20 protein-coding genes and 2 pseudogenes are annotated in these 22839 nt (G+C 63.3%); 18 read left to right on the top strand and 4 right to left on the bottom strand.

Features of this window, described 5'->3' with window-relative positions; translation table 11 throughout:
* Positions 1 to 282 precede the first annotated feature (282 nt).
* From gyrB to dnaA, 4 genes are read right to left on the bottom strand one after another with little or no spacing between them, the layout of a single operon-like run.
* Positions 283 to 2703 (bottom strand): DNA topoisomerase (ATP-hydrolyzing) subunit B, encoded by a 2421-nt coding sequence (gene gyrB, locus QE444_RS02945; RefSeq protein WP_133860228.1) that lies wholly within the window; start codon positions 2701 to 2703, stop codon positions 283 to 285.
* On the bottom strand, positions 2700 to 3809 hold the full coding sequence (gene recF, locus QE444_RS02940; protein ID WP_309737319.1) for a DNA replication/repair protein RecF: 1110 nt from the start codon (positions 3807 to 3809) through the stop codon (positions 2700 to 2702). The genes gyrB and recF overlap by 4 nt, the downstream gene beginning before the upstream one ends.
* Positions 3810 to 3819: 10 nt before the next feature.
* Entirely contained in the window at positions 3820 to 4923 is a 1104-nt protein-coding gene (dnaN, locus tag QE444_RS02935; RefSeq protein WP_309737318.1) for a DNA polymerase III subunit beta, read from the bottom strand.
* Between the two features lie 28 nt (positions 4924 to 4951).
* Complete coding sequence (gene dnaA, locus QE444_RS02930) at positions 4952 to 6415, bottom strand: chromosomal replication initiator protein DnaA (RefSeq protein WP_133860225.1); 1464 nt, start codon at positions 6413 to 6415, stop codon at positions 4952 to 4954.
* A gap of 526 nt (positions 6416 to 6941) precedes the next feature.
* Here dnaA and rpmH point away from each other — a divergent pair.
* The 18 genes and pseudogenes from rpmH (at position 6942) to QE444_RS02840 (ending at position 22795) form a co-directional block, all read left to right on the top strand.
* Entirely contained in the window at positions 6942 to 7076 is a 135-nt protein-coding gene (gene rpmH / locus QE444_RS02925) for a 50S ribosomal protein L34 (protein WP_017641476.1), read from the top strand.
* 12 nt (positions 7077 to 7088) lie between these two features.
* Entirely contained in the window at positions 7089 to 7490 is a 402-nt protein-coding gene (rnpA, locus tag QE444_RS02920; protein WP_133860591.1) for a ribonuclease P protein component, read from the top strand.
* Positions 7483 to 7731 (top strand): membrane protein insertion efficiency factor YidD, encoded by a 249-nt coding sequence (yidD, locus tag QE444_RS02915; RefSeq protein WP_133860224.1) that lies wholly within the window; start codon positions 7483 to 7485, stop codon positions 7729 to 7731. The genes rnpA and yidD overlap by 8 nt, the downstream gene beginning before the upstream one ends.
* Positions 7732 to 7733: 2 nt before the next feature.
* Positions 7734 to 9450 (top strand): annotated as a pseudogene (gene yidC, locus QE444_RS02910) (membrane protein insertase YidC).
* Between the two features lie 63 nt (positions 9451 to 9513).
* Positions 9514 to 10878 carry a tRNA uridine-5-carboxymethylaminomethyl(34) synthesis GTPase MnmE gene (mnmE, locus tag QE444_RS02905; protein WP_187980754.1) on the top strand — a complete coding sequence of 455 codons (1365 nt, stop codon included), beginning with the start codon at positions 9514 to 9516 and terminating at the stop codon, positions 10876 to 10878.
* Positions 10879 to 11322: 444 nt separating this feature from the next.
* A complete protein-coding gene (gene mnmG / locus QE444_RS02900) occupies positions 11323 to 13215 on the top strand; it encodes a tRNA uridine-5-carboxymethylaminomethyl(34) synthesis enzyme MnmG (RefSeq protein WP_187980753.1) in 1893 nt (630 codons plus the stop codon).
* The gene (rsmG, locus tag QE444_RS02895) at positions 13215 to 13859 is read left to right on the top strand and encodes a 16S rRNA (guanine(527)-N(7))-methyltransferase RsmG (protein WP_309737317.1); all 645 of its coding nucleotides are present in this window, start codon (positions 13215 to 13217) and stop codon (positions 13857 to 13859) included. The genes mnmG and rsmG overlap by 1 nt, the downstream gene beginning before the upstream one ends.
* A 9-nt stretch (positions 13860 to 13868) precedes the next feature.
* Positions 13869 to 14663 (top strand): ParA family protein, encoded by a 795-nt coding sequence (locus tag QE444_RS02890; RefSeq protein ID WP_133860219.1) that lies wholly within the window; start codon positions 13869 to 13871, stop codon positions 14661 to 14663.
* A 9-nt stretch (positions 14664 to 14672) separates the two neighbouring features.
* Positions 14673 to 15545: a ParB/RepB/Spo0J family partition protein gene (locus QE444_RS02885; RefSeq protein WP_309737316.1), complete on the top strand. Its 873-nt coding sequence runs from the start codon at positions 14673 to 14675 to the stop codon at positions 15543 to 15545.
* Between the two features lie 146 nt (positions 15546 to 15691).
* Positions 15692 to 16096, top strand: coding sequence for a F0F1 ATP synthase subunit I (locus QE444_RS02880; protein ID WP_133860217.1), 405 nt, complete (start codon positions 15692 to 15694; stop codon positions 16094 to 16096).
* A gap of 16 nt (positions 16097 to 16112) precedes the next feature.
* The gene (gene atpB / locus QE444_RS02875; RefSeq protein WP_133860216.1) at positions 16113 to 16976 is read left to right on the top strand and encodes a F0F1 ATP synthase subunit A; all 864 of its coding nucleotides are present in this window, start codon (positions 16113 to 16115) and stop codon (positions 16974 to 16976) included.
* Between the two features lie 139 nt (positions 16977 to 17115).
* Positions 17116 to 17373: a F0F1 ATP synthase subunit C gene (gene atpE / locus QE444_RS02870; protein ID WP_003097235.1), complete on the top strand. Its 258-nt coding sequence runs from the start codon at positions 17116 to 17118 to the stop codon at positions 17371 to 17373.
* Positions 17374 to 17428: 55 nt separating this feature from the next.
* Entirely contained in the window at positions 17429 to 17899 is a 471-nt protein-coding gene (locus tag QE444_RS02865; protein ID WP_007160122.1) for a F0F1 ATP synthase subunit B, read from the top strand.
* Between the two features lie 12 nt (positions 17900 to 17911).
* Positions 17912 to 18448: a F0F1 ATP synthase subunit delta gene (locus tag QE444_RS02860; protein WP_007160121.1), complete on the top strand. Its 537-nt coding sequence runs from the start codon at positions 17912 to 17914 to the stop codon at positions 18446 to 18448.
* A gap of 18 nt (positions 18449 to 18466) precedes the next feature.
* Complete coding sequence (gene atpA / locus QE444_RS02855) at positions 18467 to 20011, top strand: F0F1 ATP synthase subunit alpha (RefSeq protein ID WP_017641467.1); 1545 nt, start codon at positions 18467 to 18469, stop codon at positions 20009 to 20011.
* A 48-nt stretch (positions 20012 to 20059) separates the two neighbouring features.
* On the top strand, positions 20060 to 20923 hold the full coding sequence (atpG, locus tag QE444_RS02850; protein ID WP_133860215.1) for a F0F1 ATP synthase subunit gamma: 864 nt from the start codon (positions 20060 to 20062) through the stop codon (positions 20921 to 20923).
* 30 nt (positions 20924 to 20953) lie between these two features.
* Positions 20954 to 22330 (top strand): F0F1 ATP synthase subunit beta, encoded by a 1377-nt coding sequence (gene atpD / locus QE444_RS02845; RefSeq protein WP_017641466.1) that lies wholly within the window; start codon positions 20954 to 20956, stop codon positions 22328 to 22330.
* A 38-nt stretch (positions 22331 to 22368) separates the two neighbouring features.
* Positions 22369 to 22795: pseudogene (locus QE444_RS02840) on the top strand (F0F1 ATP synthase subunit epsilon).
* Positions 22796 to 22839 lie beyond the last annotated feature (44 nt).

The raw sequence follows: 22839 nt of genomic DNA, 5'->3' as shown, positions 1-22839 counted from the left end.
GCTAGCGCGGATTGACCGTCATCCACAAGTACCGAAAAGCTTATTCCCAGGCTTATCCACAGGAACGTCCTTTATATCCTGTGTCTCTATGCCGCATGGCACGGCCCCTTTACGGATATTTTCGGCGTTAATCAAAAGCGGCTGAGGAAAACTATCCACAAAACCTTCGGCTATAAGATGAACGGCGTTCGTTGTCGTGGAACGAAACGGCGCGACTCTCTAGCCAGAAGGTTTTCCACAAAAAAGCCCCGCATGGCGGGGCTTGTGCATAACCGCAGTCGATCAGACGTCGAGGTTCGATACCGCCAGGGCGTTGCTCTCGATGAAGTCGCGACGCGGCTCCACGTGATCGCCCATCAGGGTATTGAAGATCTGATCGGCAGCTACGGCATCCTCGATGGTTACCTGCAGCATGCGGCGCACGTTCGGGTCCATGGTGGTTTCCCACAGCTGATCCGGATTCATCTCACCCAGGCCCTTGTAGCGCTGAATGTTGAATCTCTTGCTGGTCTCGTTCATCAGCCATTCCCAGGCTTCCTTGAAGGTGCTGACCGGGCGACGGCGTTCACCGCGCTTGGCATAGGCGCCTTCTTCCAGCAGGTTGTCCAGCTGGGCGGCCAGCTCGGTCACCAGGCGGTAATCGTTGCTGCCGAAGAAATCCCGGTTGAAGGTGACGTAGCTGGACAGGCCATGGGCGCGGGTTTCCACCTCTGGTAGCCATAGGCCTCGCTCGCGGTCCTCGCGCAAGCTGACGCGGTAGGTAGTGCCAGAGCGTTCGGAGGTCTGCAGGCGCGCGCTAAGGCCTTCCAGCCACTGACGCATCGCCGCTTCATCAGCCAGCTGATCGACACCGACCCGCGGCAGGTACAGCAGGTGTTCGCTGACGGCGGCCGGATACAGCCGCGACAGGCGCTTGAAGGTCTTCATCACCTGGCGATAGCTGTTCACCAGCTTTTCGAGTTCCACGCCGGACAGGCCCGGGGCGTTCTCGTTGACGTGCAGGCTGGCCTCTTCCAGGGCGGTCTGGGTCAGGTATTCCTCCATCGCCTCGTCGTCCTTGATGTACTGCTCCTGCTTGCCACGCTTCACCTTGTACAGCGGCGGCTGGGCGATGTAGATGTAGCCCCGCTCGATCAGCAGCGGCATCTGGCGGAAGAAGAAGGTCAGCAGCAGGGTACGGATGTGCGAACCGTCCACATCGGCATCGGTCATGATGATGATGTTGTGGTAGCGCAGCTTATCGATGTTGAATTCTTCGCGGCCGATGCCGCAGCCCAGCGCGGTGATCAGGGTGCCCACCTCCTGGGAGGAGAGCATCTTGTCGAAGCGCGCCTTCTCCACGTTGAGGATCTTGCCCTTGAGCGGCAGGATCGCCTGGGTGCGCCGGTTGCGGCCCTGCTTGGCCGAACCACCGGCGGAGTCACCCTCCACGATGTAGAGTTCGGACAGCGCCGGATCCTTCTCCTGGCAGTCCGCCAGCTTGCCCGGCAGGCCGGCGATGTCCAGGGCGCCCTTGCGGCGGGTCATCTCGCGCGCCTTGCGCGCCGCTTCCCGGGCCCGGGCCGCGTCGATCATCTTGCCGACCACCGCCTTGGCTTCGTTGGGGTTCTCCAGCAGGAAGTCGGAGAAGTGCTTGCCCATCTCCTGTTCCACCGCGGTCTTCACCTCGGAGGAGACCAGCTTGTCCTTGGTCTGGGAGGAGAACTTGGGATCCGGCACCTTGACCGAGATGATGGCGGTCAGGCCTTCACGGGCGTCGTCACCGGTGGTGGCCACCTTGAACTTCTTGGCCAGGCCCTCGGCCTCGATGTAGCTGTTCAGGTTGCGTGTCAGCGCCGAGCGAAAGCCCGCCAGGTGGGTGCCGCCATCGCGCTGGGGAATGTTGTTGGTGAAGCAGAGGATGTTCTCGTTGAAGCTGTCGTTCCACTGCAGCGCCACTTCCACACCAACGCCATCGTCTTCGCGCTGCACCTGAAAGTGGAACACCTCGTTCACCGCGGTCTTGTTGGTGTTCAGATAGTCGACGAAGGCACGCAGGCCGCCCTCGTACTTGAACAGCTCTTCCTTGCCGCTGCGCTCGTCGCGCAGGACGATGCCGACGCCGGAGTTGAGGAAGGACAATTCGCGAATCCGCTTGGCCAGGATGTCCCAGCTGAACTGGATGTTGTTGAAGGTCTCGGCGGACGGCTTGAAATGCACCTGGGTACCGGTGGTGTCGGTCTCGCCGATCACTGCCAGCGGCGCCTGGGGTACGCCGTGCACATAGACCTGCTCCCACAGCTGACCGGCGCGGCGGATGGTCAGGCGCAGTTCCTCGGAGAGGGCGTTCACCACCGAGACGCCCACGCCGTGCAGGCCGCCGGACACCTTGTAGGTGTTGTCGTCGAACTTACCGCCGGCGTGCAGCACGGTCATGATGACTTCGGCCGCCGAGACGCCTTCTTCCTTGTGGATGTCCACCGGGATGCCGCGGCCGTTGTCACGCACGGTGATGGATTCATCCATGTGGATGGTGATGCTGATCTCGCTGCAGAAGCCGGCCAGGGCCTCGTCGATGGAGTTGTCCACCACCTCGAAGACCATGTGGTGCAGGCCGGTGCCGTCATCGGTGTCGCCGATGTACATGCCGGGGCGCTTGCGCACGGCATCCAGTCCCTTCAGCACCTTGATGCTGGAAGAGTCGTAGGTATTGGTCTCGCTCATGCTTGGCTCCCGCTAGTGTGGGTCTGCTTGATATGGCCGTGTTCCACGTGAAACACGCTGACCTCTGTCTCCGGCCGCCAGGCGGCCTGTAGCGTCTCGCGCTCGACACAGGTGATGAAGACTTGGCACTCCAGTGCCTCCAGCAGCCGGCACAAGGCCAGCCGGTGTCCCTCGTCCAGTTCCGAGGGCAGGTCGTCGATGAGATAGACGCACTGGCCCCGCTTGACCTGGTTGACCAACCGCCCCTGGGCGATGCGCAACGCGCACACCACCAGCTTCTGCTGGCCGCGCGACAGGATGTCCGCCGCGTTGTGGTTGCCGATGCGAATGCGCAGGTCGGCGCGCTGGGGCCCGGCCTGGGTATGTCCCAGCTGCAGATCCCGCGGCAGACTGTACGCCAGCACCTCGCGCAGATCGCGCTCGCGGTCCCAGCCGCGGTAGTAGCTCAGGGTCAGGCCGTCGAGCTGGATCAGCTCGGCCAGTACCGCGGTGAATTCCGGCTTCAGACGCTGGATATAGGCCTGGCGAAAGCCATCGATCTCGGCGCTGGCCAGGGCCAGTTCCTGATCCCAGGCGGCCTGCGCCGCAGGGTCGATTTTACCACGTCTGAGCCAGTGATTTCGCTGCCTGAGCGCCTTTTGCAGGCGTTGCCATAGCGGTAGAAATCGCTGTTCCTCGTGGAACACGCCCCAGTCGAGAAACTGCCGCCTGATCTTGGGGCTGCCTTCGAGCAGCCGGAAGCCGTCGGGATTGATCAGCTGCAGCGGCAGCACCTCGGCCAGTTGCGCCGCGCTACGGGCATTCTCGCCATTGATGCGGATCTGGTAGTCACCGCCGCGCTCGCGTTGGATACCCAGGTTGCAATCCTGGCCACCGGGCAGCCGCACCTGGCCGAACACCGTGCAACTGGCCTGCTCGTGCTGGATGACCGGCGCCAGCTTGGTGCTGCGAAAGGAGCGGGCCAGGCCCAGCAGGTGGATGGCTTCCAGCAGGCTGGTCTTGCCGCTGCCGTTGGCGCCATGCAGGAGGTTGACCCGGGGCGAGGGCTGAAGCGCGACCGCCTGCAGATTGCGCAGGCGGTCGGCGTTGAAGCGGATCAGCGTCATCGAGCGGCGATCAGAGGCGCATCGGCATCACGACATAGGAGGAGTCGTCGTTGCCCGCCTCCTGCAACAGCGCACTGCTGCTGGAATCGGACAGGGTGATGCGCACCTGATCGGTGGTCATCACGCCGAGCACGTCGAGCAGGTAGCTGACGTTGAAACCGATCTCCAGGCTGCCGCCGTCGTAGTCGACCTGCAGTTCTTCCTCGGCCTCTTCCTGCTCCGGGTTGTTGGCCTGGATCTTCATGAAGCCGTTTTCCAGCTGCAGGCGGATACCACGGTACTTCTCGTTGGAGAGAATGGCGGTGCGGCTGAAGGCTTCGCGCAGATGCTGGCGCTCGCCCAGTACCAGCTTGTCGCCATGCCGCGGCAGCACGCGCTCGTAGTCGGGAAACTTGCCGTCCACCAGCTTGGAGGTAAAGGTGAAGTCGCCGGTGGTGGCGCGGATATGGTGCTGGCCCAGGACCACGTTGACCGGCTCTTCCGGTTCGGTGAGCAGGCGCGACAACTCCAGGATGCCCTTGCGCGGCACGATGACCTGGTGCTTCTCGGCCTGGTCGACGTCAGCTTCCAGCATGCACATGGCCAGGCGGTGACCATCGGTGGCCACGGCGCGCAGCCAGCCGGTGCTGGCTTCCAGCAGCATGCCGTTAAGGTAGTAGCGCACGTCCTGCTGGGCCATGGCGAAGCCAGTGCGCTCGATCAGACGGCGCAGGCGGCCCTGGGGAATGCTGAACTTCAGCGAACCCGGACCTTCCTCCACGGTGGGGAAGTCGTTGGCCGGCAGGGTGGACAGGGTGAAGCGACTGCGTCCGGCACGAATCAGCAGCTTCTGCTCCTCGGTACGGATGTCGATCAGCGCATCGGGCTGCAGGCTCTTGCAGATGTCCATCAGCTTGCGCGCCGGCACGGTGATCTCGCCGGCTTCGGCGGCTTCTTCCAGATCGACCCGGCCAACCAGCTCGACTTCCAGGTCGGTACCGGTCAGCGAGAGGCGCTGGCCTTCCACGACCAGGAGTACGTTGGACAGCACCGGCAGCGTTTGCCGACGTTCCACGACACCGGCCACCAGCTGCAGCGGTTTCAACAGGGCTTCGCGTTGAATGGTGAAATGCATGGTCAGGTCCTTGCCAGGGCCGCGTCCGTCAGGTGGTCAGGGTACGCAGCAGGTTCTTGTAATCCTCTCGGATATCCGCGTCGGATTCCCGAAGTTCGGCGATCTTGCGACAGGCGTGCAACACCGTCGTGTGATCGCGTCCGCCAAAGGCGTCGCCGATTTCCGGCAGGCTGTGGTTGGTCAGTTCCTTGGACAGCGCCATGGCGACCTGCCGCGGCCGGGCGACCGAGCGCGAGCGGCGTTTTGACAGCAGATCGGCGATCTTGATCTTGTAGTACTCGGCCGCGGTGCGCTGGATGTTGTCGATGCTGACCAGCTTGTCCTGCAGCGCTAGCAGATCCTTGAGCGACTCGCGGATCAGCTCGATGGTGATGTCGCGGCCCATGAAGTGGGCATGGGCGATCACCCGCTTGAGCGCGCCTTCCAGTTCCCGCACGTTGGAACGGATGCGCTGGGCAATGAAGAAGGCGGCGTCGTGGGGCAGGTCGACCTTGGCCTGGTCGGCCTTCTTCATCAGGATCGCGACCCGCGTCTCCAGCTCCGGCGGCTCCACGGCCACGGTGAGCCCCCAGCCGAAGCGCGACTTGAGCCGCTCTTCCAGGCCATCGATCTCCTTGGGATAGCGGTCGCTGGTGAGGATCACCTGTTGTCCACCTTCGAGCAGGGCATTGAAGGTGTGGAAAAACTCTTCCTGCGAACGCTCCTTGCGGGCGAAGAACTGGATGTCATCGATCAGCAGCGCATCCACCGAGCGGTAGAAACGCTTGAATTCGTTGATGGCGTTGAGCTGCAGCGCCTTGACCATGTCGGCGACGAAGCGCTCCGAATGCAGATAGACGATCTTGGCGTTCGGATTTCGCTTGAGCAGGTGGTTGCCCACCGCGTGCATCAGGTGGGTCTTACCCAGACCCACGCCACCATAGAGGAAGAGCGGGTTGTACCCGTGCTTGGGATTGTCCGCCACCTGCCAGGCCGCCGCGCGCGCCAGCTGGTTGGACTTGCCCTCGACGAAGTTCTCGAAGGTGAAGGTACGGTTCAGATAGCTGGTGTGCTTGAGCGCACCCTCCACCTGCACGGTACGTTCGGTCTTGACGACCGGCTCGTCGGCCAATTCCGCCGTCACGTCTTCCAGGGCAACGCCCGCGGTGACGATGTCCGACTGGATCGGTTGCGGGGCCTGCACCGGTGGTGGCAACGGAGTGCTCTGGCTGCTCGGCGTCTGGACAGCGCGCGGCTTGTTGCTGCGCTTGCTGCCGATCAGCAAGGACAGCACCGGGGCGATACCGTCGTCGGCATGCTCCTCGAGCAATTCGAGCAGGCGACCCAGGTATTTCTCGTTGACCCAGTCGAGCACGAAGCGGTTGGGCGCGAACACCCGCAGCTCATCCCCTTCCGCTTCCACCTGCAGTGGCCGGATCCAGGTATTGAATTGTTGCGAAGGCAGCTCGTCGCGCAGCACATCCACGCAACGTTGCCAGAGTTCGACCGACACAGCGTCTCCCAAGAACTGGAGCGGCCCGGACGGGCCATGAGCAAACGCCCATTGTATCCCTCCCCACCTGGGTTATCCACATGACTGCGCAGTTTCCCGGCAGATAGCCGCCTCAACCGTCACGACCGGGCGTATGACCGTCAGCACTGTGGATAAGGCCGTCTGACCTCTCTGGACATCCCGGGGTTTTTCTCTGTGGATAATCCGGCTGTGCGTAACAGCTCTGCTTATCCACAGCTCCTGGACAGCCTGACCACCTTCGGCACACCTGTTGAAAACAGACTTTCCGCTGCCGCTCCGACCAGGCTGGACCCGGGCTGCCACGTTCTATCCACAGAAAACCGCTGCACCATACATATTCACTTCAACAGTCTTTTAAAACCTTCTGACCTGTTGATTTTATTTACGCGCTCGTCTGCCAGCCGGTGCTGGTTGGAAATTGACCTGTACCGAGGCTTTCTCTAGAATCGCCGGTCTCTTTGCGCGGGGCACTCATGCCTTGCCGCTTTCACCTAGGTAAAAGTCCATGAAACGCACCTTCCAACCCAGCACCCTGAAGCGCGCCCGTGTCCACGGTTTCCGTGCTCGTATGGCAACCAAGAACGGCCGTCAGGTTCTCGCCCGTCGCCGTGCCAAAGGCCGCAAGCGTCTGGCGATCTGATTGCCCGGTCAGGTGGTGAGTCAGGGTTTCGGTCGGGACAGGCGCTTACTGAGCTCCCAACAGTTCCAGGCGGTCTTTGACTCTCCCACCCACAAGGCATCCGGCAAGCACCTGCTGCTGCTCGCCCATGCCAATGGGCTCGACCATTCCCGCCTGGGGCTGGTCATCGGCAAGAAAAGCGTCAAGCTTTCTGTCGAGCGCAATCGCATCAAGCGGGTCATCCGGGATTCCTTCCGGCTGAATCAGGACCGCCTCGGCAGCTTCGATCTGGTCTTCGTCGCCCGCAAGGGACTCGGCGAGGTCGACAATCCCGAATTGCACGATCAGCTGCTGCAACTGTGGAAACGTCTCAATCGCCAGGCGAGCAAGACGATTGCCCACCCCATTGACAGTCCCGACGGTGCTCATGCGTAAACCGGCCCTGCTGCTGATTCGCTTCTACCGTTATGCCATCAGCCCCTTGATGGCCAGTCACTGTCGTTTCTATCCGACCTGTTCCGGTTACGCCCTCGAAGCCATCGAGTGCCACGGGCTGCTGCGTGGTGGCTGGCTGACCACACGGCGACTGTGCCGGTGCCATCCCTGGCACTCAGGCGGATACGATCCCGTTCCTCCCGCAAAGAACCCAGCCCCGACCTCTTCGATGGCCGAGTAAACATGGATATCAAGCGCCCGCTACTCATTGCCGCCTTGGCGATCGTGTCCTACACCCTGGTTTTCCAGTGGAACAAGGATTACGGCCAAGGCGATCTGCCCACGGCCAAGACGCAGACCAGCGTCCTGCCGGGCGATACCCCCAACGTGCCCACCGATGTCCCGGCCGATGCCAAGGCAGCTGCCCCGGTGGACAACGCGGCTGCCCAACCGAGCACCGCGCTCATCAAGGTGCGTACCGACGTCCTGGATCTGGCCATCGACCCCCGCGGCGGCGACATCGTCCAGCTCGGCCTGGTGCAGTACCCGAGCCGCCAGGACCATCCCAACGATCCCTTCATGCTGTTCGACAACGGCGCCCAGCGTCTCTACCTGGCGCAGAGCGGCCTGACCGGTGCCAACGGTCCCGATGCCAACAGCGCCGGTCGTCCGCTGTACACCTCGGCGCAGTCCAGCTACGTGCTCGCCGATGGCCAGCAGCAGCTGGTGGTGGGATCTCAAGTACCAGGCCAATGGCGTCGACTACATCAAGAGATTCACCTTCCACCGGGGCCTGAAGGTCGACTGCTCGGACGCCGAGAAGGCGCAGAAGAAGATCGCCTGCATCAACCCGGACGCCTACCAGATCCAGGTCAGCTACCTGATCGACAACCAGAGCGCCAGCGCCTGGAACGGCGTGCTCTATGCCCAGCTCAAGCGTGACAAGAGCGGCGATCCCTCGGCCACCACCGCTACCGGCGTGTCCACCTACCTGGGCGCCGCGGTCGGTACCCCGGCCGAGCCCTACCGCAAGGTGTCCATGAGCGACATGGACAAGAATCGCCTGCAGGAAGCGGTGCAGGGCGGCTGGGTCGGTTGGCTGCAGCACTACTTCGTCACCGCCTGGGTGCCGAACAAGGACGAGCAGCACCAGATCACCACCCGCAAGGATGCCCAGGGCAACTACATCGTCGGCTTCACCGGTCCGCAGTTCAGCGTGCCGGCGGGTGGCAAGGGCGAGACCTCGCTGACCCTCTATGCCGGTCCGAAGATCCAGGAGCACCTCAAGACCCTGTCCCACGGTCTGGAACTGACCGTCGACTACGGCTTCCTGTGGTTCATCGCCCAGCCGATCTTCTGGCTGCTGCAGCATATCCACAGCATCCTGGGTAACTGGGGCTGGTCGATCATCGTCCTGACCATCATCATCAAGATGCTGTTCTTCCCGCTGTCCGCCGCCAGCTACCGCTCCATGGCCCGCATGCGTGCCGTCGGCCCGCGACTGCAGGCGCTGAAGGAACAGCATGGCGACGATCGCCAGAAGATGTCCCAGGCGATGATGGAGCTCTACCGCAAGGAGAAGATCAATCCCCTGGGTGGCTGTCTGCCCATCGTGGTGCAGATGCCGGTGTTCCTGGCACTGTACTGGGTGCTGCTGGAAAGCGTCGAGATGCGCCAGTCGCCCTGGATGTTCTGGATCACCGACCTGTCGGCCAAGGATCCCTTCTTCATCCTGCCGATCATCATGGGCGGCACCATGCTGGTGCAGCAGATGCTCAACCCGGCACCGCCGGATCCTATGCAGGCCAAGGTCATGAAGATGATGCCGATCATCTTCACCTTCTTCTTCCTGTGGTTCCCGGCCGGTCTGGTGCTGTACTGGATCGTCAACAACTGCCTGTCGATCCTGCAGCAGTGGTACATTACCCGGAAGATCGAGGCGGCCAGCAAGAAGGCCTGACCCCGTTCACCCTGTCCACACGACGCCCCTTGATTGGGGCGTCGTGCTTTCTGGAGGATCGTCATGTCCCTGCCTTCCGACAGCATCGCCGCCATCGCCACCGCTACCGGGCGCGGCGGAGTCGGTATCGTCCGCGTCTCCGGGCCCCTCGCCGCCCCCCTGGCGCGGGCGATCTGCGGCCGTGAGCTGCCCCCGCGACATGCCCACTATGGCAACTTCCTCGCCGCCGACGGCAGCGTGCTGGACGCCGGCATCGCGCTGTTCTTTCCCGGTCCCAACTCCTTTACGGGCGAAGACGTGCTGGAACTCCAGGGCCATGGCGGCCCGGTAATCCTCGACCTGCTCCTGCGCCGTACCCTGGAAGAGGGGGCGCGCCTGGCCCGCCCGGGCGAGTTCAGCGAACGCGCCTTTCTCAACGACAAGCTCGACCTGGCCCAGGCCGAGGCCATCGCCGACCTCATCGAGGCCAGCACCGAACAGGCGGCGCGCAATGCCCTGCGCTCGCTGCAGGGCGAATTCTCCCGTCGCGTGGAAAGCCTGGTCGAGCAACTCATCCAGCTGCGTATCTACGTCGAAGCTGCCATCGACTTTCCCGAGGAAGAGATCGACTTCCTCGCCGACGGTCGGGTCCAGGGCCTGCTGGAGGGGGTCCAGGCCGAATTGCAGGAGGTCCGTCGCGAAGCCAATCGCGGTGCCCTGCTGCGTGACGGCATGACCGTGGTGATCGCCGGCCGTCCCAATGCCGGCAAGTCCAGCCTGCTCAATGCCCTGGCCGGCCGCGAAGCCGCCATCGTCACCGACATCGCCGGCACCACCCGCGATGTCCTGCGTGAACATATCCACCTGGATGGCATGCCGCTGCACGTGGTCGATACGGCCGGTCTGCGCGACACCGATGACCGGGTGGAACAGATCGGCGTCCAGCGGGCCCTGGACGCCATCGCCGGAGCCGATCGAGTGCTGCTGGTGGTGGACGCCAGCGCACCGGAAGCCCGCGATCCCCAGGCGCTCTGGCCGGAACTGCTGAGCGCCAGGCCGCCGCTGGACAAGCTGACGGTGATCCGCAACAAGGCCGACCTCACCGGTGAGCCCACCGGGTTGCTGGGGTCGACCGCACCGGTGGAGATCGCCCTCAGCGCCACCGATGGCGGCGGAGTCGAGGCCCTGCGCGAGCATCTCAAGGCCTGCATGGGCTTCGAGCAGACCACCGAGGGCGGCTTCAGCGCCCGCCGCCGCCATCTGGATGCCCTGCAGCGGGCGGCCAGCGCCCTGGACCACGGCTATCGCCAGCTCACCCTGGCTGGTTCCGGCGAGCTCTTGGCCGAGGATCTGCGCCAGGCTCAGCAGGTACTCGGCGAGATCACCGGTGCCTTCAGCTCCGACGATCTGCTCGGCCGCATCTTCTCCAGCTTCTGCATCGGCAAGTAACTCCCGCTCCGCTGTAGCAGGCCTGTGCAATGCAGGCCTTGTCTGTCCTCACTTCCCCCTTCCAGAGCCCTGTTGATAACCCCGCCTGAGGTCTGCCCATAAATCGGTGCACGACCTGTCCATGATTGCCACTGTGGATAAGCGGGCAAAGGGTCCACAGGATGCTGATAGCTTGTGTTCATCCACAGCACAAGACGTACACCGGGTTCAGTTTTTCCCCAGCCCAGACCTGCCAAGGGCTGGATAAGCTTATCCACAGCGAAGGGCCTGCATATACATAAGCTCTATATCAGTCCTTTTAAAACTTTCTTCTCTATTGTTTATATTGAGCGTCTACCACGGCGCCTGGTCATTTTTTGGCCAGGGCCCCTTCTGCAAGACTGGCCTAGGCCTTATACTTGCCGGCTTTCCTTCGAATTCCTGCCAACAGGCACGAGGTGCGTGGTGGACTTTCCTTCCCGTTTCGACGTCATCGTGATCGGTGGCGGCCATGCCGGTACCGAAGCGGCCCTGGCGGCCGCTCGCATGGGTGTGCGCACCCTGCTGCTCACGCATAATGTGGAAACTCTCGGCCAGATGAGCTGCAATCCCGCCATTGGCGGCATCGGCAAGAGCCATCTGGTCAAGGAGATCGATGCCCTGGGCGGCGCCATGGCCGCGGCGACGGATCTCGCCGGCATCCAGTTCCGCATTCTCAACAGCCGCAAGGGACCTGCCGTCCGCGCCACTCGCGCCCAGGCCGATCGCGTGCTGTACAAGGCGGCTATCCGCTACACCCTGGAAAACCAGCCCAACCTGTGGATATTCCAGCAGGCCTGTGACGACCTCATCGTCGAAGGCGATCGGGTGGCCGGCGTGATCACCCAGATGGGCCTGAAATTCCATGGCGACAACGTGGTGCTGACCGCTGGAACCTTCCTCGGCGGTCTTATCCACATCGGCATGCAGAATCACAGCGGTGGACGAGCGGGAGACCCGCCCGCCATCGCCCTGGCCCAGCGCCTGCGGGAACTGCCGCTGCGGGTCTCCCGCCTGAAGACCGGCACGCCGCCACGTATCGACGGCCGCTCGGTGGACTTCTCGGTGATGACCGAGCAGCCAGGGGATACCCCGCTGCCGGTGATGTCCTTTCTCGGCAATCGCGAGCAGCATCCGGCGCAGGTCAGCTGCTGGATCACCCACACCAACGCCCGCACCCACGACATCATCCGCGCCAACCTGGATCGTTCGCCCATGTACTCGGGCGTGATCGAAGGGGTAGGGCCGCGCTACTGTCCGTCCATCGAAGACAAGATCCATCGCTTCGCCGACAAGGACAGCCATCAGGTCTTTCTCGAACCCGAGGGTCTGACCACCCACGAGCTCTATCCCAACGGCATCTCCACCTCGCTGCCCTTCGATGTGCAGCTCGAGGTGGTGCGCTCCATGCGCGGCCTGGAGAACGCCCACATCCTGCGACCCGGCTACGCCATCGAATACGATTTCTTCGATCCGCGGGATCTCAAGTACAGCCTGGAAACCAAGGTCATCGCCGGCCTGTTCTTCGCTGGCCAGATCAATGGCACCACCGGTTACGAAGAAGCCGGCGCCCAGGGTCTGCTCGCCGGTGCCAACGCCGCGCTGCGCGCCCAGGGCCGTGAAGCCTGGTGTCCGCGCCGCGACGAGGCCTACCTCGGCGTGCTGGTCGACGATCTCATCACCCTGGGCACCCAGGAGCCCTACCGGATGTTCACCTCCCGCGCCGAGTACCGGCTGATCCTGCGCGAAGACAACGCCGACCTGCGCCTGACCGAAAAGGGGCGCGAGCTGGGTCTGGTGGACGACCAGCGCTGGGCGCTGTTCGAAGCCAAGCGCGAGGGCATCGCCCTGGAAGAGCAGCGTCTCAAGGCGATCTGGATTCGCCCGGGCACGCCCGAGGGCACGGCGGTGGCCGAGCGCTTCGGCACGCCGCTCAATCACGAATACAACCTGCAGAATCTGCTGGCTCGTCCGGAGATCGACTATGCCGGTCTGCTGGCTGCGGTAGGTCAGACACCGGCCGAGGCCCAGGTCGCCGAGCAGATCGAGATCAAGACCAAGTACGCCGGCTACATCGATCGCCAGCAGGACGAGATCCAGCGCCTGCGCGCCAGCGACGCCGTGGCGCTGCCGGCGGAGCTCGACTACGCCACCATCTCCGGACTGTCCAAGGAGATCCAGCACAAGCTGGCCCAGGCCCGTCCCGAGACCCTGGGGCAGGCCTCGCGCATTCCGGGCGTCACGCCAGCGGCGGTCTCGCTGCTGCTGATCCACCTCAAGAAGCGCAGCGCCGGTCGCAGCCTGGAGCACAGCGCCTGATGGCCAGCGCGATCCAAGCCAACGAACTGCGCCAGGGCGCCGAGACCCTCGGCGTGGCCCTGAGCGCCGCCGTGGAAGAGCGGTTGCTGGGCTACCTGGACCTGCTGGTCAAGTGGAACAAGGCCTACAACCTCACCGCGGTGCGCGATCCCAACGAGATGGTCTCGCGGCACCTGCTGGACAGCCTCAGCATCGTCCCCCACGTGGGCGCCGGGCAGTGGCTGGACGTGGGCAGCGGCGGCGGCATGCCGGGCATTCCCCTGGCGATCCTCTTTCCCGAGTCGCGCTTCACCCTGCTCGACAGCAACGGCAAGAAGACCCGCTTCCTGACCCAGGCCAAGATCGAGCTGGGCCTGGCCAATCTCGAGGTGGTCCACGCCCGCGTCGAGGCCTTCCAGCCTGCCGCGCCCTTCACCGGCATCGTCTCGCGGGCGTTCAGCGCCATCGACGACTTCGCCACCTGGACGCGCCACCTGGGCGACAACCAAACACAGTGGCTGGCGATGAAGGGACTGCACCCCGACGACGAGCTGGCCAAGCTACCAGCGGATTTCCGGATTGCGGCGGCGCACGTCCTCGCGGTTCCCGGTTGCCAAGGCCAGCGGCACTTGCTGATACTGCGCCGCACGAACGGAAAGGGGTAAGGCGGGTACATGGCCAAGGTTTACGCGATAGCCAACCAGAAGGGCGGGGTGGGCAAGACCACGACGTGCATCAATCTCGCCGCTTCTCTGGCCGCCACCAACCGGCGCAAGGTGCTGCTGATCGATCTCGATCCCCAGGGTAACGCCACCATGGGCAGCGGGGTGGACAAGCACGCCCTCGAGCATTCGGTGCTGGACGTCCTCACCGGGGCCTGCGGCCTGCTCGACGCCATGCACTTCTCCGAGCACGGCGGCTACCAGCTGCTGCCCTCGAACCGCGACGTCACCGCCGCGGAAGTCGAGCTGCTGGAGATGACCGGGCGCGAGAGCCGGCTACGCGATGCCCTCGCCCCCGTGCGGGACAACTACGACTACGTCCTCATCGACTGCCCGCCGTCGCTGTCCATGCTGACCATCAACGGCCTGGTGGCCGCCGATGGCGTGATCATTCCCATGCAGTGCGAGTACTTCGCCCTGGAAGGCCTGACCGATCTGGTCGGCAGCATCCAGCACATCGCCCAGCGGCTGAATCCGCAGCTGAAGATCGAGGGCCTGCTGCGCACCATGTTCGATCCGCGCATCGGCCTGGCCAACGACGTCGCCGCCCAGCTCAAGCAGCACTTCGGCGACGAGCTCTACGAAACCATCATTCCGCGCAACGTCCGCCTGGCCGAAGCGCCCAGCTACGGCATGCCCGCCCTGGTCTACGACAAGAGTTCCAAGGGGGCCGCGGCCTACCTGGAGCTGGCCAGCGAGCTGGTCAAACGTCAGCGCAAGGCGGCTCGCGTCGCCAAGACTGCCTAAGGAATCCCCATGGCTGTGAAGAAACGAGGTCTGGGCCGCGGTCTCGACGCCCTGCTCGGCGGTGCCAGCGTCAAGGTCCTGCAGGAGCAGGCTGCCGCCACCCCGGTCAGCGAACTGCAATCGCTGCCGCTGGACATCATCCAGCGCGGCAAGTACCAGCCGCGCCGGCACATGGATCCGACCGCTCTGGAAGAGCTGGCCAACTCCATTCGCGTCCAGGGGCTGATGCAGCCCATCGTGGTGCGTGCCATCGGTGAAGGCCGTTACGAGATCATCGCCGGCGAACGCCGCTGGCGGGCCAGCCAGCAGGCCGGTCTGGAGCGGATCCCGGCGCTGGTGCGCGACGTGCCCGATCAGGTGGCCATCGCCCTGGCGCTGATCGAAAATATCCAGCGGCAGAATCTCAATCCGCTGGAAGAGGCCATGGCGTTGCAGCGGCTGCAGGACGAATTCGAGCTGACCCAGGCCCAGGTGGCCGAAGCCGTCGGCAAGTCGCGCTCGGGCGTGACCAACCTGCTGCGCCTGCTGGCGCTGGCCGAAGACGCCAAGGAAATGCTGGCCAGGGGCGAGCTGGAGATGGGCCATGCCCGGGCACTGCTCGGTCTGCCCAAGGCGCGCCAGGCCGAAGGGGCGCGGCACGTTGTCGCACGGGGCCTCACCGTCCGCCAGACCGAAGCCCTGGTGCGCCAGTGGCTCAGCGGCACGGAGCCGGAGGAGAAGGCCGCGGTGGTCGATCCCGACATCAGTCGGCTGGAGCAGCGTCTGGCCGAACGTTTGGGCGCCAACGTGCAGATCCGCCATGGCGAGAAAGGCAAGGGCCAGCTGGTGATCCGCTACACCTCTTTGGACGAACTTCAAGGCGTACTGGCGCACATTCGCTGACACAAATGCCTGCGAGCCTGGACGGCAATCTGTCCGGGGTGGCTTGAACCACTCTGGACGCGCCCCTATACTTTGCCCGCTTTTTGTCGGCACAAAGCATGCCAGTGAAAACAACTATTAAGCCGACACCAGAGGACTTCGAGCCGATGGACCGCCGCACGCCCAAACGCCTGCCTTTCCATCACCAGCCTGCCTTTCGCCTGCTGCTCGTCCAACTGGCTGTCGCGTCGTGTGCCGCCGTTGTCTTGTATTGCTTCGTCGGTAAGGTCGCCGGTTATTCCGGATTGTTGGGCGGGCTGATTGCCTGGCTGCCCAATCTGTATTTTTCGTTCAAGGCGTTCCGCTATCGTGGCGCCCATGCCGCCCAAGACATCGTCCGTTCTTTCTACTCGGGCGAGGCGGGCAAACTGATTCTCACGGCAGTGCTCTTTGCACTGACGTTTGCTGGGGTAAAACCGCTTTCGGCTCCTGCACTGTTCGGCGTCTACCTGTTGACGCTGATGGTCAATGCCGGCGCGCCCCTGCTACTGAAAAAACCGACTAGACCTTAAGGCATTCGAGGCACACATGGCAGCAGACTCCGCTTCGGGCTACATCCAGCACCACCTGCAGAACCTGACCTATGGTATGCACCCGGTGAACGGCTGGAGCTTCGCCCACACCCCCGCTGAAGCTAAGGAAATGGGCTTCTGGGCCTTCCACGTGGACACCCTCGGCTGGTCGGTCGCCCTCGGCCTGATCTTCCTGGTGCTGTTCCGCAGCGTCGCCAAGAAGGCCACCAGTGGTCAGCCCGGCGGCCTGCAGAACTTCGTCGAGGTGCTGGTCGAATTCGTCGACGGCAGCGTCCGCGACACCTTCCATGGCAAGAATCCGCTGATCGCGCCCCTGGCCCTGACCATCTTCGTCTGGATCTTCCTGATGAACCTGATGGACCTGGTGCCGGTGGACTGGCTGCCGTCCGTGGCCGGCATGCTGTTCGGCGAGCACACCTACTTCCGCGTGGTGCCCACCACCGACCCGAACGCCACCCTGGGCATGGCCCTGTCGGTGTTCGCCCTGCTGATCTTCTACAGCATCAAGATGAAGGGCCTGGGCGGCTTCTTCGGCGAGCTGACCCTGCATCCCTTCAGCAGCAAGAACATGCTGCTGCAGATCATCCTGGTCCCGATCAACTTCCTGCTCGAATTCGTCACCCTGATCGCCAAGCCGATCTCGCTGGCACTGCGACTGTTCGGCAACATGTATGCTGGCGAGCTGATCTTCATCCTCATCGCCATCATGTTCGCCAACGGTCTGGCGCTGGGTGGCCTGGGTATCGTGCTGCAGTGGGCGTGGGCAGTGTTCCACATCCTCATCATCACCCTGCAGGCCTTCATCTTCATGATGCTGACCATCGTCTACCTGTCGATGGCGCACGAAGAAAGTCACTAAGGAATGGCCCCCGGACGCTGCTGACGGCGTCCGGAGGCGGTTCTGCCGTGAGTCCCGGAGGACGTTGTCCGCCGGGTAACTTGGGAAAACTTTTTCGCTTCAACCTTAACCAAGACGACTAAAAAAGTCGGGAGGAAAGATGGAAACTGTAGTTGGTTTGACCGCGATCGCCGTTGCTCTGCTGATTGGCCTGGGCGCTCTGGGTACCGCCATTGGCTTCGGTCTGCTAGGTGGCAAGTTCCTCGAAGGCGCCGCTCGTCAGCCGGAAATGGTTCCGATGCTGCAAGTCAAGATGTTCATCGTCGCCGGTCTGCTCGACGCCGTGACCATGATCGGTGTTGGTATCGCCCTGTTCTTCACCTTCGCTAACCCCTTCGTTGGTCAGATCGCCGGCTGATCACCCTCACGGGTGTAGGCAGGACTGATGGACAACGAACGAGCGAGGTGTTGGCGTGAACATTAATGCAACCCTGATAGGCCAGTCCGTTGCCTTCTTCATCTTCGTGCTCTTCTGCATGAAGTACGTGTGGCCGCCGATCATCTCGGCGCTGCGTGAGCGTGAGAAGAAGATTGCCGATGGCCTTGACGCTGCCAACCGCGCGGCTCGTGATCTGGAAGTGGCACAGCAGCAAGCCAACCAGAAAGTGAACGAAGCCAAGGGTCAAGCAGCCGAGATCATCGAGCAAGCCAACAAGCGTGCCGCTCAGATCGTCGAGGACGCACAGGCCAAGGCCCGTGCCGAAGGCGACCGGATCAAGGCGCAGGCTCAGGCGGAAATCGAGCAGGAAATCAACACCGCGAAGGACGCTCTGCGTGCTCGCGTCGGCGTGCTGGCCGTGGCCGGCGCCGAGAAGATCCTCGGATCGACCGTTGATGCCAATGCTCATGCCCAGTTGGTCGACCGACTGGCAGCGGAAATCTAAGCGAGGCCACCAATGGCAGAACTGAACACGCTGGCCCGGCCCTATGCCAAGGCGGCTTTCGAGTTCGCACAGTCCCAGCAGCAGCTGACCCAGTGGTCGGCCGCGCTAGGGCTGCTCGCCGCGGTATCCCAAGATGGGACCGTGCGCCAGCTGCTTCAGCAGCCGCAGTTGACTGCGGACGCCAAGGCCGGATTGCTCATCGATGTATGTGGCGATCAGCTGGATGCACAGTCCCAGAACTTCGTTCGGACCGTGGCAGAAAACAACCGGATCGACCTGTTCCCGGCCATCGCCGAGATCTACGAGGCGTACAAGGCCGAGCAGGAAAAATCCATCGAGGCGGAAGTCACCAGTGCTTTCGCCCTGAGCGACGAACAGCAAGACAAACTCGCCAAGGCTCTCAGCGCAAGGCTAGGTCGACAAGTGCGACTAAATGCATCCGAGGATGCGAGCCTGATCGGTGGTGTGGTTATCCGCGCCGGCGACTTGGTAATCGATGGCTCCGTTCGCGGCAAGCTCGCGCAACTGGCCGAAGCGTTGAAACCTTGAGTTTGAAGGGGCAGTAGCATGCAGCAACTCAATCCTTCCGAAATTAGTGAAATCATCAAGGGTCGCATCGACAAGCTCGACGTGACCTCGCAAGCCCGCAACGAAGGCACCATCGTCAGCGTGTCTGACGGTATCGTGCGGATCTTCGGTCTGGCCGACGTCATGTACGGCGAAATGATCGAATTCCCCGGCGGCATCTACGGCATGGCGCTGAACTTGGAGCAGGACTCCGTCGGCGCCGTGGTCCTGGGTAGCTACCTGGGTCTGGCCGAAGGCATGAGCGCCAAGTGCACCGGCCGCATCCTGGAAGTCCCGGTTGGTCCGGAACTGCTGGGCCGCGTCGTCGACGCCCTGGGCAACCCCATCGATGGCAAGGGTCCGCTGAACGCCAGCGCCACCGACGCCGTCGAGAAGGTCGCACCGGGCGTGATCTGGCGTCAGTCGGTCGACCAGCCGGTGCAGACCGGCTACAAGGCCGTCGATGCCATGATCCCGGTAGGCCGTGGTCAGCGTGAGCTGATCATCGGTGACCGTCAGATCGGCAAGACCGCCATGGCGATCGATGCCATCATCAACCAGAAGAACAGCGGCATCCGCTGCGTCTACGTCGCCATTGGTCAGAAGCAGTCGACCATCGCCAACGTGGTGCGCAAGCTGGAAGAGAACGGCGCTCTGCACAACACCATCGTGGTGGCGGCCAGTGCGTCCGAATCGGCTGCCCTGCAGTTCCTCGCGCCCTACTCGGGTTGCACCATGGGCGAATACTTCCGCGACCGCGGTGAAGACGCCCTGATCGTCTATGACGATCTGTCCAAGCAGGCCGTGGCCTATCGCCAGATTTCCCTGCTGCTGCGTCGTCCGCCGGGCCGTGAAGCCTATCCCGGCGACGTGTTCTATCTCCACAGCCGTCTGCTCGAGCGCGCTTCCCGCGTCTCCGCCGACTACGTCGAGAAGTTCACCAACGGCGCCGTGACCGGCAAGACCGGCTCGCTGACCGCGCTGCCGATCATCGAGACCCAGGCCGGCGACGTGTCCGCCTTCGTTCCGACCAACGTGATCTCCATCACCGACGGCCAGATCTTCCTGGAAGCCGGCCTGTTCAACTCGGGCATCCGCCCGGCGGTCAACGCCGGTGTCTCGGTATCCCGTGTGGGTGGTGCGGCCCAGACCAAGATCATCAAGAAGCTGTCCGGCGGTATCCGTACGGCGCTGGCCCAGTACCGTGAACTGGCGGCCTTCGCCCAGTTCGCCTCGGACCTGGACGAAGCCACCCGCAAGCAGCTCGAGCATGGTCAGCGCGTCACCGAGCTGATGAAGCAGAAGCAGTACGCGCCCATGTCCATCGCCGAGATGTCCCTGAGCCTGTACGCCGCCGAGCGTGGTTTCCTGAGCGATGTGTCCCTGGACAAGATCGGTAGCTTCGAGCAGGCCCTGATCGCCTACTTCAACCGCGATCACGCCGACCTGATGGCCAAGATCAACGTGAAGGGCGACTTCAACGACGAGATCGACGCCGGCATCAAGGCGGGAATCGAGAAGTTCAAGGCCACGCAAACCTGGTAAGCCGCGACGGGGGCGCCAGCCCCCGTTTGCCAACCCGATAGGTGTCACATGGCAGGCGCAAAAGAGATTCGCGGCAAGATCGCGAGCATCAAAAGCACACAGAAGATCACCAGCGCCATGGAAAAGGTTGCGGTCAGCAAGATGCGTAAGGCTCAGGCCCGCATGGCTGCCAGCAAGCCTTATGCCGAGCGCATCCGCGCTGTGATCGGCCACCTGGCCAACGCCAACCCCGAGTACCGCCATGCCTTCATGGTGGAACGCGAGGTCAAGCGCGTCGGCTACATCGTGGTCAGCTCCGATCGGGGTCTGGCCGGTGGTCTGAACACCAACCTGTTCAAGGCTCTGGTTCGCGACATGAGCGACCAGCGCGGCAAGGGTGTGGAAATCGATCTGGCGGTGATCGGGGCCAAGGGTGCCTCCTTCTTCCGCAGCTTCGGCGGGAACGTGGTCGCGGCCATCAGCCACCTTGGCGAAGCCCCGGCGATCGGCGATCTGATCGGCAGCATCAAGGTGATGCTGGATGCCTACCTGAACGGCCGTATCGACCGTCTGTACGTGGTGTCCAACGTCTTCGTCAACACCATGACCCAGAAGCCGACCATCCAGCAGCTGGTGCCTCTGGTGCCGGGCGAGGGCGGTGAGCTGCAGGGCAAGCACTGGGACTACCTCTACGAGCCCGACGCCAAGACCCTGCTCGACGGTCTGCTGGTGCGCTACGTGGAATCCCAGGTGTACCAGGCCGTGGTCGAGAACGCTGCCAGTGAACAGGCCGCGCGGATGATCGCGATGAAGAACGCCACCGACAACGCCGGCGATCTCATCAAGGACCTGCAGCTGGTCTACAACAAGGCTCGCCAGGCTGCGATCACCCAAGAAATTTCGGAAATCGTCGGCGGCGCCGCCGCGGTCTGACGGACAGCTTAAACATTCGAGGAACGCGAAATGAGTAGCGGACGTATCGTACAAATCATCGGCGCCGTGATCGACGTGGAATTCCCGCGCGACGCGGTACCGCGCGTCTTTGACGCCCTCAAGGTGCAGGGTGCCGAAACCACCCTGGAAGTCCAGCAGCAGCTGGGCGACGGCGTGGTCCGTACCATCGCCATGGGTAGCACCGAAGGCCTCAAGCGCGGCCTGAACGTGGGCAACACCGGCGAGGCCATCAAGGTCCCGGTCGGCGTCAAGACCCTCGGCCGCATCATGGACGTGCTGGGCAACCCCATCGACGAAGCCGGCCCCATCGGCGAGGAAGAGCGCTGGGAAATCCACCGCAAGGCCCCGTCCTACGCGGAGCAGGCCGGTGGTAACGATCTGCTGGAAACCGGCATCAAGGTCATCGACCTGGTCTGCCCCTTCGCCAAGGGCGGCAAGGTCGGCCTGTTCGGCGGCGCCGGCGTGGGCAAGACCGTCAACATGATGGAACTCATCCGTAACATCGCCATCGAGCACAGCGGTTATTCCGTGTTCGCCGGCGTGGGCGAGCGTACCCGTGAAGGGAACGACTTCTACCACGAGATGAAGGACTCCAACGTTCTGGACAAGGTCGCCCTGGTCTATGGCCAGATGAACGAGCCGCCGGGCAACCGTCTGCGCGTGGCCCTGACCGGTCTGACCATGGCCGAGAAATTCCGTGACGAAGGCCGTGACGTCCTGCTGTTCGTCGACAACATCTACCGCTACACCCTGGCCGGCACCGAAGTGTCCGCGCTGCTGGGTCGTATGCCGTCCGCGGTGGGCTACCAGCCGACCCTGGCCGAGGAGATGGGTGTCCTGCAGGAGCGCATTACCTCCACCAAGCTGGGTTCGATCACCTCCGTCCAGGCCGTTTACGTCCCTGCCGATGACTTGACCGACCCGTCCCCGGCGACCACCTTCGCCCACCTGGACGCCACCGTGGTTCTGTCCCGTGACATCGCCTCCCTGGGTATCTACCCGGCGGTCGATCCCCTAGACTCCACCTCGCGCCAGCTGGACCCGAACGTGATCGGCCAGGAGCACTACGACACCGCTCGCGGTGTTCAGTACGTGCTGCAGCGCTACAAGGAGCTGAAGGACATCATCGCGATCCTGGGCATGGACGAACTGTCCGAGTCCGACAAGCAGCTGGTATCCCGTGCTCGTAAGATCCAGCGCTTCCTGTCCCAGCCGTTCTTCGTGGCCGAGGTCTTCACCGGTTCGCCCGGCAAGTACGTGTCCCTCAAGGACACCATCGCCGGCTTCTCCGGGATCCTGCGTGGCGACTACGATCACCTGCCCGAGCAGGCGTTCTACATGGTCGGCGGCATCGACGAAGCCATCGAGAAAGCCAAGAAACTGTAACTGCCGCGCCCGGCGACGGGCGCTCTTAGAGGCACGCTATGGCCAAGACAGTCCAATGCGACATCGTCAGCGCGGAAGGGGAAATCTTCTCCGGCGCGGTGGAGATGATCATCGCCCACGGCCACCTGGGTGATCTGGGTATCGCCCCGGGCCATGCGCCGCTGCTCACCGATCTGAAACCGGGCCCCATCCGCCTGGTCAAGGCCGGGGGCGTCGAGGAGGTGTTCTACATCTCCGGTGGTTTCCTGGAAGTGCAGCCGAATGTCGTCGAGGTGCTGGCCGATACCGCCAGCCGCGCCGGTGACATCGACGAAGCTGCCGCTCTGGAAGCCAAGCAGCGCGCCGAGGCAGCCCTGAGCGACAAGGGCACGGAGTTCGACTACACCGCTGCGCGCCACTCAGCTCGCCGAAGCCGCCGCCCAGCTGCGCACCATTCAGCAGCTCAAGCGGCAGGCCAAGCGCTAAGCGCAAGGTCAGGCTGTAACGACAAGGGTAGCTTCGGCTACCCT

This window comes from Pseudomonas sp. SORGH_AS_0199, assembly GCF_031453735.1.
GTDB classification, from domain to species: Bacteria; Pseudomonadota; Gammaproteobacteria; order Pseudomonadales; family Pseudomonadaceae; genus Chryseomonas; species Chryseomonas aestiva.
This window is presented reverse-complemented; position numbering and strand designations above follow the sequence as displayed.